General features: G+C 55.2%; 9 protein-coding genes. 4 read left to right on the forward strand and 5 right to left on the reverse strand.

Annotated elements, in window-relative coordinates; all coding sequences use genetic code 11:
* Positions 1-14: 14 nt before the first annotated feature.
* Together trpE and EOV40_RS05670 are read right to left on the reverse strand one after the other, a co-directional pair.
* Positions 15-1,556 carry an anthranilate synthase component I gene (gene trpE / locus EOV40_RS05665; RefSeq protein ID WP_128105281.1) on the reverse strand — a complete coding sequence of 514 codons (1,542 nt, stop codon included), beginning with the start codon at positions 1,554-1,556 and terminating at the stop codon, positions 15-17.
* The gene (locus EOV40_RS05670; protein WP_128105282.1) at positions 1,553-3,472 is read right to left on the reverse strand and encodes a SurA N-terminal domain-containing protein; all 1,920 of its coding nucleotides are present in this window, start codon (positions 3,470-3,472) and stop codon (positions 1,553-1,555) included. The genes trpE and EOV40_RS05670 overlap by 4 nt, the downstream gene beginning before the upstream one ends.
* Positions 3,473-3,720: 248 nt before the next feature.
* On the opposite strand from EOV40_RS05670, the gene tpiA reads away from it, so the two are divergent.
* The 4 genes from tpiA (at position 3,721) to kdsA (ending at position 7,402) form a co-directional block, all read left to right on the forward strand.
* Entirely contained in the window at positions 3,721-4,461 is a 741-nt protein-coding gene (tpiA, locus tag EOV40_RS05675) for a triose-phosphate isomerase (RefSeq protein WP_128105283.1), read from the forward strand.
* 26 nt (positions 4,462-4,487) lie between these two features.
* Entirely contained in the window at positions 4,488-4,796 is a 309-nt protein-coding gene (gene secG / locus EOV40_RS05680) for a preprotein translocase subunit SecG (RefSeq protein ID WP_128105284.1), read from the forward strand.
* Between the two features lie 141 nt (positions 4,797-4,937).
* The gene (locus tag EOV40_RS05685) at positions 4,938-6,572 is read left to right on the forward strand and encodes a CTP synthase (RefSeq protein WP_128105285.1); all 1,635 of its coding nucleotides are present in this window, start codon (positions 4,938-4,940) and stop codon (positions 6,570-6,572) included.
* On the forward strand, positions 6,569-7,402 hold the full coding sequence (kdsA, locus tag EOV40_RS05690; RefSeq protein ID WP_128105286.1) for a 3-deoxy-8-phosphooctulonate synthase: 834 nt from the start codon (positions 6,569-6,571) through the stop codon (positions 7,400-7,402). Before EOV40_RS05685 ends, kdsA begins: the two co-directional genes overlap by 4 nt.
* 110 nt (positions 7,403-7,512) lie before the next feature.
* Here kdsA and gyrB read toward each other — a convergent pair whose 3' ends face one another.
* From gyrB to dnaN, 3 genes are all read right to left on the reverse strand, one after another.
* Positions 7,513-9,951 carry a DNA topoisomerase (ATP-hydrolyzing) subunit B gene (gene gyrB / locus EOV40_RS05695; protein ID WP_128105287.1) on the reverse strand — a complete coding sequence of 813 codons (2,439 nt, stop codon included), beginning with the start codon at positions 9,949-9,951 and terminating at the stop codon, positions 7,513-7,515.
* A 90-nt stretch (positions 9,952-10,041) separates the two neighbouring features.
* Positions 10,042-11,190, reverse strand: a complete 1,149-nt coding sequence (recF, locus tag EOV40_RS05700; protein ID WP_128105288.1) for a DNA replication/repair protein RecF — start codon at positions 11,188-11,190, stop codon at positions 10,042-10,044.
* A gap of 45 nt (positions 11,191-11,235) precedes the next feature.
* The gene (gene dnaN, locus EOV40_RS05705) at positions 11,236-12,360 is read right to left on the reverse strand and encodes a DNA polymerase III subunit beta (protein ID WP_087651339.1); all 1,125 of its coding nucleotides are present in this window, start codon (positions 12,358-12,360) and stop codon (positions 11,236-11,238) included.
* Positions 12,361-12,415 lie beyond the last annotated feature (55 nt).

The raw sequence follows: 12,415 nt of genomic DNA on the forward strand, positions 1-12,415 counted from the left end.
AAACAGAAGCGGCATTAGGAACGCCCAGCCCTTGCCTGTTCCAGCGCAGCTTCTGCGGCGCGGAATACGGCGCGCGCTTTATGGCGTGTTTCTTCATATTCTGTTTCGGGCACACTGTCTGCTACTACGCCACAGCCTGCCTGCACATGCATTTGCCCGTCTTTTACAACGGCCATACGCAGCCCGATACAGGTATCCATGTTGCCGCCAGCACCAAAATAGCCAATGCACCCGGCATAGGTGGCGCGGCGGGTGCGCTCAACTTCATCAATAATTTCCATGGCGCGGATTTTAGGCGCGCCCGTAAGTGTGCCTGCGGGAAAAGCGGCCACAAGAGCATCCAGCGCTTCCAGTTCTGGCTTGAGCGTGCCCTGCACGTTGGAAGAGATGTGCATGACGTGGCTGAAACGCTCAATGACGAATCGTTCCGTTACTTTCACCGTGCCGGGAATGCTGACACGGCCTACATCATTACGGCCAAGGTCTATCAGCATCAGGTGTTCGGCTAATTCTTTCTGATCGGCCAGAAGGTCTTTTTCAAGCCGCAGATCTTCCTCGGCCGTTTTGCCGCGTGGGCGCGTGCCCGCAAGTGGGCGTACCGTCATGGTGCCATTCTGCAAGCGCACCAGAATTTCGGGCGAGGAGCCGACAAGCGAGAACTCACCAAAATCCAGATGGAACAGGAATGGCGCCGGATTGATGCGCCGCAGCGTACGATACAGCGCCAGAGATGGCAGCGGAAACGGTGTGGAAAAACGCTGGCTGGGCACAACCTGAAAGGCATCGCCGGCGGCAATATAATCCTGAATACGCTCAACAGCCTGACAGAATTCATCCTTGCTGAATGAGGAGCGCGGCTCGGCAGGTTCGGGCAGGTTTTCTGGCGGTTTGGGTAAAGGCGGAAGCGCCCCTGCCAGACATTCCCGCGCACGGCGGAGCAGGTCTTGCGCTTTATCCCAAGCTTGCCCTGCGGTTTCATCTTTTTGCGGGCGAACGGGTGCGGCCAGAATGAGTTCGTCACTCACCGTGTCAAACACAGCAAAAAGACCGGGACGCATCAGAATGGATTCAGGCAGGTTCAGGTCATCCGGTGGGGCATCTGGCAGATGCTCCATCTGGCGCACCATGTCATAGCCCAGATACCCAAACAGGCCCGCCACCATAGGGGGCACACCCTCGGGCAGCTCCAGACGCGTGGCGTGGATGAGTGCACGCAGGCTTTCCAGCGGCTTTTCTGTCAGAATGCGCGGGGCGCTATCCGGGTTTTCCGGGTTTTCATCCAAGGTGATCTGCCCGTTATGGCAGGTCCAGATGATATCCGGTTTGAGGGCAATAACAGAATACCGCCCGCGGGATGTACCGCCTTCTACACTTTCTAGCAACAGCGTGTTTTTGCCTGTGCCACTATCAAAGCGTGCAAGGCGCAGATAGGCTGAAACCGGCGTAAGCAGATCTGCGGCTTCTACAGAGAACACAACAGAAGGCAGACCTTGCGCCCAAGCGGCCTCACATTCCTGCCGAGAGGGTGAAGGCGCAATGCGTGCGGTAATGCTCATGGCGTGGCTGCTCCTCCAAATCCGGCTGCAGATAGTGTGGCCATAACGGCGCGTTCATTAATGTGGGGCGGCGTGCGTTTGCTTAATGCTTCAACGTAACTGGCAACCAGATCATCACTATCGGCCTGCGCCAGAGAATCTTTCAGGCGCTGCACGCCATCGGCAGGCGCTGGCGGATTGGGCACGAACAGTTTTGTAACAACCGCCACAAGGAAGTGGCCATCATCTTCCGCCATAACTGCCTGCCCCGGCTGCATGCGCGGCAGATAGTCCATCAATGCATCTGGTATATTTTTGTTGGGCTTGGCGTAGGAGAATGCCGCATCCCGCGTCATCTGTGTGCCCGGTGCGTTTGTTGCTGCCAGAGCCTGCTTGTTTTTGGCTGCCAGATACAGGTTTGTTGCCTGCTCATTTGCGGCATGTTTGCGGGCTTCTGCCTGCCATGCGGCCAGAACATCTGCATGTGCCTGCTCAAAGGTGCGTGGCGCTGCTGGCGTTGCGGTATCTACTTCCACAGCAAAGCTGCTGTTGTCTGGCCCATCAACAAGCGTTGCGCGAGCGCCGGGTTTTTGCGTGAAAATCTGGTGGATAATGGCTTCACGCAGCTTGCCCGATGCAGGCAGCGGTGCGGGTTCCTTATCTGCAGTCAGGCCCTGTGCATCCAGTGTGCCAGCGGCAGCAACAGCACCCAGATCAGCCGGAATGGCATCCAGCCCTTTGCCTGCAAGGGCATCTTGCAGTTTGCGTTTGCGTTCACCCGCAACCGATGGCGCAACAGCGGCCCGATACTGTGAGAGAATGTCTTTTTTGGCATCCTCATACGGCGTGGTATGCGGAGCCGTTATTTTGGTAACGCGAAAAACAGCCCATCCCCCTTCTGTTTTAAGCGGATCACTCACCTGTCCTTCAGGTGCCTGAAAAACCGCCTGCCGCAAGGTGGCGGAAGGAATGGTGGATGGGCGTGCATTTGGCATTTCTACCGCTGCGGCATCTTTTGCGCTGTTCTGGATAGCCTGCCAGTTGCCACCTACTTTCCATGCATTGGCAATGGCGGTTGCCTGCGCCTGATTTTGCAGGGTTATCAGCTGAATATCGCGCGTTTCTGGCACGTTGTAGCGGGATTTCTGCTCATCATAAATGCGTTTGATGTCAGCTTCATCCAAGGTGATGCTGTCTGCCACTGTTTGGGGGGAAAGCACCACAATTTTGGCATGGCGCAATTCCGGCGTGCGGAACATCCACGGATGGTTGTTGTAATAGCGCTGGAGCACAGCATCGTCTGGCGCTTTGGGTGTGGGCTGTGCGTCAAACGGAATGCTTACAAAATCCACCACGCGCGTTTTTGCACCGTAGGTGAGAAAACGCTGAAGCATTGTGTCGGAAACGCTGCCAGCCTGTGCCAAAGGCTGCAGAATGGTGCGGGTTGTCAGATCATTCCGCACCATATCCAAAAAGCGCTGCTCGGTTAGCCCGCGGTCACGCAGTTTCTGATTAAAGCTGGCGCGGTCAAACTGGCCATTGGCCCCTTTGAAATAAGGGAGCGAGAACACTTCATCCCGCACGGCCGAATCAGGCACGGCCACTTTCAGCTTCTGTGCAGTGTTCAGCAGTTCTGCCTGCCCAATCAGGCGGTGCAGAATCTGGTAGGCAACCTGCCGCTGCATGGCCAGAGGAATTTGCGATGGGTCCGTCACCCCCATCTGGCGCGCAATAGTTGGTAGTTCAGATTGCAGGGCTGTGGCCAGATCATCGGCAGAAACCTGCTGTTGCCCCACTTTGGCAACAACATCTGTTTCTTCCCCCATATAGCCCATAACATCGCCTATTCCCCAGCCGACAAACGCCAGAAAAATGACAATTGCAGTCACCCGGCCCAGCCAGGACTCAACAAAAACGCGACGTAGATAGGAAATCATGACCCGATGGATCCACAGCTATGCTTTAAAAAAAACCATACCACAAAAGGGTATGCACAGGCGCGGCACCATAAGGGTAGCTGCGGTGCTTGACCAGACATAACCGTGCCTGCACGCCAGACAGGCAAGAATAAGGCGCCTGCTCTCTTGCCCCAAAGGGTGCGTCTATGGTTTAGCCTTCATGGAAGAACCATATTGTAAAACGCGCGTGCCCGTTGGCATGGCGCGCTACAGGCAAGGAGCAGGGCATGACCAGACAGATTATTGTCGGCAACTGGAAAATGAATGGCCTAAGCCGTGATTCGCAGGAACTCGTCAAGGCTATTACCAGCGGCCTGCCCGCCAACAGCGCAGATGTTGTGGTATGCCCGCCCTTTACCCAGCTTGGGCTGCTAACAGATATGCTTAAGCCCACACCGGTAAAGCTGGGTGCGCAGGATTGCCATCAGGAAGTTTCTGGGGCGCATACGGGTGATATTTCTGCCCCCATGCTGGCCGATCTGGGCGTGTCTTATGTTGTTCTGGGCCATTCAGAACGCCGTCAGGAACATGGTGAGCTGGACGAAACGGTGCGTGAAAAAGCCATGGCCGCTGCCAAAGCCGGGCTCACCCCTATTGTCTGTATTGGTGAAACAGAAGATCAGCGCGAAACCGGTGAGCACTTTGATGCGCTGGGTTGGCAGATCAAGGGTTCCCTGCCCGATGGTTTCAACGGTATTCTGGCGTATGAGCCCATCTGGGCAATTGGTACAGGCCTTGCTGCCACCACCGATCAGATAGCCGAAACCATGAAATTCCTGCGTGAAGAATTGGTGCGGCAGTTTGGAGAGGCTGGAAAAGTCATCAAAATCCTGTATGGAGGGTCCGTAAACGCCGGGAATGCGGCCAACATCTTGCCCATTCCTGAAGTGGCGGGTGCGCTTGTTGGCGGCGCCAGCCTTAAGGCGGACGCGTTTCTTTCCATCGTCAGCGCAGCATCTGCTGCCTGATTTGCTGTTCTGATCTGGAATCTGACATGACCACAGCCCTGCTGATCCTGCATTTCTGTGTGACCATAGCCCTGATTGGCGTTGTGCTAATTCAGCGGAGTGAAGGCGGTGGCCTTGGAATTGGCAGCAGCCAGGGCATGGGGGCTTTCATGTCCGGCCGTGGAACAGCCAACCTGCTTACGCGCACAACGGCTGTGCTGGCTGGTGTGTTCATGCTGCTTTCCCTGTTGCTGGCCGTGCTTTACAAAGGCTCTGTTACGGGTGAAGGGCACGATATTCTGGCCCAGCCCCCGGCAGCCACCACGCCCGCGCCTGCTGCTCCGGCGCATCCGTAAAATGCAGGTTACTCTCTCCTTTCCGCCATGTGTGAGGAGAGAGCCCTTTTATCCCTTCAGCTCCGCATGTCCTGTGGCATGCGGTAGTTTGCGTTTGTCCATCTTTACCCGCCCGGCCATGTCCGTGTAGGAAGTCTGCTCATGACCCGCTTTGTTTTTATCACCGGTGGTGTGGTATCCTCTCTTGGCAAAGGCATTGCATCTGCTGCCCTTGCTGCCCTGTTGCAGGCGCGTGGCTACAAAGTGCGCCTACGCAAGCTTGATCCCTACCTGAACGTTGATCCCGGCACCATGAGCCCCTACCAGCACGGGGAAGTCTTTGTGACTGAGGATGGTGCCGAGACAGATCTTGATCTTGGCCACTACGAACGCTTCACAGGGGTGAATGCTTCCAAGGAAGACAACACCACAACAGGTAAGATTTATTCAGACGTTATCGCGCGTGAACGGCGTGGTGATTATCTGGGCGCAACCGTGCAGGTTATCCCGCATATTACGGATGCCATTAAAGATATTGTTGTGGCCAATACGGATGATCTGGATTTCGTATTGGTGGAAATTGGCGGCACAGTTGGCGATATTGAAAGCCTGCCGTTTCTGGAAGCGATCCGTCAGCTGCGCAATGATCTGGGCCCGGATCAGACCATGGTTGTGCACCTTACGCTGCTGCCGTGGATCCCTTCTGCGGGTGAGCTGAAAACCAAGCCGACCCAGCATTCCGTTAAGGAATTGCAGAATGTGGGTATTCAGCCGCAAATTCTGCTGTGCCGGTGTGATCGCCCCATTCCACCAACAGAACGGCGCAAGATTGCCAACTTCTGTAACGTGCGGCCAGAAGCCGTTATTGCCGCGCGGGATGTGGACACCATTTACTCCTGCCCCCTCTCCTACCACGCAGAAGGTATGGATACCGAAGTGCTCCGTTACTTCGGTCTGCCACATGCAGAAGAACCAGATCTGACAGGGTGGGAAAAGATTGTAGATGCCATCCGTCACCCGGATAACGAGGTGCGTATTGCCGTGGTTGGCAAATACACAGCCCTACTGGATAGCTACAAATCTCTGAACGAAGCCCTGCTACATGGTGGCATTGCCCACCGCACCAAGGTTGTTCTGGACTGGGTGGATGCCGAGGTTTTTGAAAAAGATCCTGCATCACTGGAAGCCAAGTTGGGCGATGTAGATGCCATTCTGGTGCCCGGCGGATTTGGTGAGCGTGGGTCTCAGGGCAAGATTGAAGCCATTCGCTTTGCGCGTGAAAAAGGTATTCCGTTTCTTGGGATATGCTTTGGCATGCAGATGGCGGTTATTGAATGCGCCCGCAATCTGGCAAACCTGCCCAATGCGTCTTCCACTGAATTTGGCTATACGGAAGAGCCTCTGGTAGGCCTGATGACGGAATGGGCACGCGGTAACGAACGCCTGCGCCGGAGCGAAGGCGGAGAACTGGGCGGCACCATGCGCCTTGGGTCCTACCCTGCCAAGCTGATTGAAGGTTCCCGCGCAGCGGAAGTGTATAACGCAACTTCCATCCGTGAGCGGCATCGCCACCGGTATGAGGTGAATATTCATTACAAGGATCAGCTTGAAAAAGCCGGGATGAAGTTCTCTGGTCTTTCACCAGATGGCATCTTGCCAGAAGTGGTGGAATACCCAGATCATCCGTGGTTCATTGCTGTGCAGTATCACCCGGAACTGAAGTCTCGGCCATTTGCACCGCATCCGCTGTTTGCCGGTTTTGTGGGAGCTGCACTGGAAAAGGCTAAAAAAGCATGACGCAGGCATTGGGTTCAGATTTCCAGCTTGGGTCTTTGTACATCGGGAACGATCAGCCTTTTGTGCTGATCGCCGGGCCGTGCCAGATTGAATCTGCGGCTCATGCCATGGAAACAGCCACAGCGCTGAAGGAAATCTGCCAGAAGACTGGTATCGGGCTGATCTATAAAAGTTCGTTCGATAAAGCCAACCGCACTAGCATTTCTAGCGCACGTGGCATTGGCATGGCAGAAGGGCTGGATATTCTGGCAAATGTGCGCAACACGCTGGATATTCCGGTGCTGACAGACGTGCACGCGCCAGAACAGTGCGCCCCTGTGGCTGAAGCTGTAGATGTGCTGCAAATTCCTGCTTTTCTGTGCCGCCAGACGGATTTGCTGTTAGCTGCTGGTAAAACTGGTGCTGCGGTCAATGTGAAAAAAGGCCAGTTTCTTGCTCCGTGGGATATGAAGCACGTGGCGGCCAAAATTGCCTCCACCGGTAATAATCGCATCATGCTGTGCGAACGCGGCACCAGCTTTGGCTATAATACGCTGGTAAACGATATGCGCGGCCTGCCCATTATGGCTCAAACCGGTTGCCCAGTTGTGTTTGATGCCACGCATTCTGTGCAGCAGCCCGGTGGTTTGGGTGGCGCATCTGGCGGCCAGCGAGAGTTTGCCCCTGTGCTCTCTCGTGCAGCTTTGGCAATTGGTGTGGCATCTCTGTTTATTGAAACGCATGAGAACCCGGACCAAGCACCGAGCGATGGCCCCAACATGCTGCCACTTAAAAGCCTGCCTGCCTTGCTGGAGCAGTTTAAACAGATTGATGCTCTCATTAAGGGGTAAGCAGCCAGCTTGCTTTCCAGCAAAAAGCCGCAACCTGATTATTCAGGCTGCGGCTTTTTTTGTAGCTTCTGCAAGGGAGAGATAAATTCTCTCCCTTGTTTGTGCGGGTATTAGACGTCCAGATTGGCAACCTTGAGTGCGTTGCCGACAATGAAGTCACGGCGCGGTTCAACAATATCGCCCATCAGGGTGGTGAAAACATCGCCTGCTTCTTCCACATCACCTACACGTACCTGCAGCAGTGTGCGCATGGCCGGATCCAGCGTGGTTTCCCAAAGCTGGGCATCATTCATTTCGCCCAGACCTTTAAAGCGGTTGATGGTCAGCCCACGGCGGCCCTGAGCCAGAAGACGGGCGTAAAGATCAGCCGGACCGCTCAGCTGGTGCTCGGTGGTATCGTTTTTCAACGCCACGCCCTCTGCAAAGTCTTTTTGCAGGCGGTTTGCCTGCATGGTCAGCCAGCGGGCGTCGTTACTGGCCAACATGGTTGGGTCAATGCGGTACACTTCCCCTACTCCACGCACATTGCGGGCCAGTTCCACACCATCGGTGCTGGCAACGGCTTTCCAGCTTTTTTCATTTTCAGCAGATGCCGCATCAAGGCGCTGCTGCAGTGCGGGCATCCGCTGCTGGAGCTGCTCTACATCCGTTGTCAGCGCGCCAGCCAAGGCTACCTGCTCAATAATCCAGGAAGGAATACGGTTGGAAAGGCGGTTGATGGCCTGCGCCGCCTGCCGGATGAACGGAAGGTCTGCTGCCAGTTCTTCACCACTTACAACGCGTTTATCCGTGTAAACAAAGCTGGCGTTGCTCAGGGCCTTGTTGAGCAGATACTGCTCAAGTGCTGCATCGTCTTTCAGATAAGTTTCTTCATTCCCGCGTTTGGCGCGGTAAAGAGGCGGCTGGGCGATATAGAGGTAACCGCGTTCGATCAGTTCCGGCATCTGGCGGAAGAAGAAAGTCAGCAACAGTGTGCGGATATGAGAGCCGTCCACGTCAGCGTCAGTCATGATGACAATGCGGTGGTAGCGGAGCTTCTCAATAGAAAAACCACCCTGCTCTGGCTCACCACGGCCAATGCCTGTGCCCAATGCGGTAATAAGCGTGCCAATTTCGGCAGAACCCAGCATACGGTCAAACCGTGCACGTTCTACGTTCAGGATCTTACCCTTAAGCGGCAGAATGGCCTGAAAGCGTCTGTCACGTCCCTGCTTGGCGGTACCGCCTGCGGAATCACCCTCCACAATAAACAGTTCAGCTTTGGCGGGGTCACGCGCCTGACAGTCTGCCAGCTTACCGGGAAGCGAGGAAACATCCAGTACACCCTTGCGGCGTGTTAGCTCCCGCGCCTTACGGGCGGCTTCACGCGCAGAGGCAGCATCCAGCACCTTGGAGATAACAATTTTTGCTTCTTTGGGGTGGGTTTCAAACCAGTGGCTGATAATGTCGGCTGCTGCGGCATGCACAACGGGCTGCACTTCGGAAGAAACCAGCTTGTCCTTGGTCTGGGATGAGAACTTGGGGTCTGGAACTTTAACGGACAGAACAGCCGTCAGCCCTTCACGCATATCTTCCCCCTGCAGGGAGAGCGCATCTTTTTTGGCAATGCTTTCTGCATATTTACCAACAACACGGGTAAGCGCCTGACGGAAACCTGCCAGATGGGCCCCACCATCGCGTTGCGGAATGTTGTTGGTGAAGCACAGCATGGTTTCATGGAAGCTATCGTTCCATGTCAGAGCAAACTCTACCTTAATGCCGTTATCCGGGTTTTCTAGGCTGCCGGTAATGGGCGGGGCAAACAGCGAGGTACGAGACCGATCCAGCCAGTTTACAAAAGCTTCCAGCCCGCCTTCGTAAAAGAATTTTTCTTCCCGCACGGGGGTAACGCGTGCATCACGCAGCACAATTTCTAGCCCGGAGTTCAGGAAGGCCAGTTCACGCAGGCGGCGCTCCAGAATGGTGAAATCAAAATCCGTTTTGGGGAATGTTTCACTGCTGGGTTTGAAAGTGACTTCCGTGCCAGAGGGTTCGGAAGAAGGGCCAACCACTTCCAGCGGGGCATCACGCTCACCGTGCTGGAAGCGAATGAAATGTTCCTGCCCGTTGCGCCAGATGCGTACTTCCATCCATTCGGACAGCGCATTCACCACAGCGGCACCCACGCCGTGCAAACCGCCAGAAACCTTGTAGGAGTTCTGGTTGAATTTGCCACCAGCATGCAGGCGGGTCAGCACCACTTCAGCAGCGCTAATGCCTTCTTCAGCATGCATATCCGTAGGAATGCCGCGCCCGTTATCACGCACGCTCACACTGCCATCTGCATTGAAAGTGACAACGCAGCGAGATGCAAAACCAGCCTGAGCCTCATCCACCGCGTTATCAATAATTTCAAACGCCATGTGGTGCAGGCCGGAACCATCATCCGTATCACCAATATACATGCCGGGCCGTTTACGGACAGCATCCAGCCCCTTCAGCACAGAGATCGACGCGGCATCATACTCTTCGGAAACGGCAGATGGCGTGGGCTGAGAGAGGTCGGTCATAAGAACGGTACGCTCCGTACAGGAAAGAACAAAAAACCTTTTATTCTTATACCCTGATCAAACCTCTGGGGCCAGATTGAGCAGCATGTTTTATGACCCTGAGAGCAAAAAAGCTCCGTTTTTCAGGGTTTCAAACTGGGCAGTCTGCTTAAGGGGGGCAAAAGGCGCCTGATCTGTGCCGGTAAGCAACACGGTTGTGCGAAAATCCTGCACAATTTCCAGTAATGAGGCCCGGCGCGCGGCATCCAGATGCACCAAAGGTTCATCCATGAGCAAGATGGGGGGCTGCCCACGATAATCCGTTACAAGCCGGGCATGTGCCAGCACAACACCAATAAGCAAGGATTTTTGCTGCCCGGTGCTTGCTAGTGCAGCGGGTTGTCTGGACGAAAGATCTTCCAGCAGAAAATCACTGCGATGCGTGCCAAATGTGGCCCGGCCACGTGCTGCATCATCTTCGCGCAGATCGGCGAGTTTTTCGCGCAGCCAGTCCTCTACGGCCAGTGCTGGAGATGTTTCCAGTTTTTGGGCTACAGCGCATTCCAATGTTGCAATGGCAGCAGGAAAAGCCCCCAGACCATTTTGGGCGTAATGGCAAATCTGGCGCACGGTCTCTTGCCGAGCCGCGGCAACAGCCACAGCATGCCGCGCCATGGATGCCTCTAGCCCGGATAGCCATGAGTGTTCGGAAAAGCGTGTTTGCAGCAGTTTGTTACGTTGTGTCATGGCGCGATCATACGCTGCCAGTTCTCGCGCATGGTGGGGCGTAACTGCCATAACCAGACGGTCCAGAAAGCGCCGTCTGCCGGATGCGCCCTCACTAAACAACCGGTCCATCTGCGGGGTGATCCACACAGTGGCGAGGGTATCTTCCCACGCCTCCTGCCCCCGGATCTGCCGCCCATTTAGTAAAAAAACGCGGCGAGGCCTCTCCTGCCCCCCTTGTGTACCGGTGCCCAGTTCAAGAAACTCATCTTCAGTTTCAATGCGCGCAGAAATGCCCCAGTTGGTTGCACCCATGCGGCCGAATTGTGTAAGGGGTGCCGCGCGCAGGCCTCTGCCCGGAGAGAGAAGAGAAACCGCTTCAAGCAAATTGGTTTTGCCGCTGCCGTTTTCACCCGTTAGTACTAACAGGCTTGAATCGGGAGACCATACAAGCCGTTCGTAATTGCGAAAATTGGAAAGCGTAAGTTTAAGAAGCCGGGGCATGCCACGCTGCTTCTGCTGGCCTGCCTGCATTTGGGCAATACTGGCAGGCCGTAAGTGTTAAAGCAAAAAAGCGGATCACACGCGCATCGGCATGAGAACATACAGTGCGGATGGGCTATCTACATCGCGCACAATGGTGGGGGATGCGCTATCAGCAAACGCAAATTCCACCTCTTTTTCTACCTGATCTGTGATGTCGTTGAGGTAGCGGGCCTGAAAGCCGATTTCCAACCCTTCTGCATCGTAGGAAATGCGGTTGTCATCCAGTTCTTCCTTGGCCACCCCCTGTTCGGCACTGCTGGCAGACAGAGTAAGCAAGCCGGGCTCGAGCGTTAGCTTTACCGGACGGGAACGTTCCTGACTAATGGCAGCAACACGGGCCACGGCATCGGCAAAGTCTTTTTTACCAACCCGCAGAATGCGTGTGTTGTTGCGTGGGATAACGCGTTCATATTCAGGGAACGTGCCGTCAATCAGCTTGGATGTGAGTGTAACTGGCCCTGCCGTGAACTGGATGCGCGTTTCAGAAAGTGCAATTTCCACTTCTTCCGGCGCTTCATCAATCAGCTTGCGCACTTCGGCCACTGTTTTGCGCGGGACAATAACGCCCGGCATCCCGGCAGCACCCGCAGGCAAGTCAGCTTCTACGCGGGCCAGACGGTGCCCGTCAGTCGCCACGGCGCGCAGTTTCGGTTCTCCATCCACTTCCGTGCCATGCAGGAAGATACCGTTCAGGTAATAGCGGGTTTCTTCGGTGGAGATGGCAAACCGTGTGCGGTCTATGAGCGAATGCAGTGTAGTGGCAGGCAATTTGAACCGATGCGGGAAATCCCCAGCCCCCATGGATGGAAAATCATCCACGCTCAGCACGTTCAGGCGGGTGGCATAGCGGCCGGCACGCAGCAGAAGTGGGCCTTCGCTATCGGCCTGATCCAGTTCTACATCCACGCCATCGGGCAACTTGCGCACAATTTCGTACAAAACAGCTGCGGGGGCCGTTGTGGCCCCTTCCCGCGTGATTTTGGCGGGAACTTCCTCAACCACTTCAATTTCCATATCTGTGGCTTTCAGGCTGAGCTGTCCGTTAGCTGCCTGAATAAGAACATTGGCTAGAATGGGTATGGTGTTACGCTTTTCCGCAACACTCTGGATATGGGCCAACGCCTTAAGCAGTGTTGCGCGTTCCGCCGAAAACTTCATCTAACCCTCTTTCCTGCAAGACAGGGCCTCTGTTTTGCAAGAGGCATCCGCTTTT

It is taken from the genome of Acetobacter oryzoeni (assembly GCF_004014775.2).
Lineage (GTDB): Bacteria > Pseudomonadota > Alphaproteobacteria > Acetobacterales > Acetobacteraceae > Acetobacter > Acetobacter oryzoeni.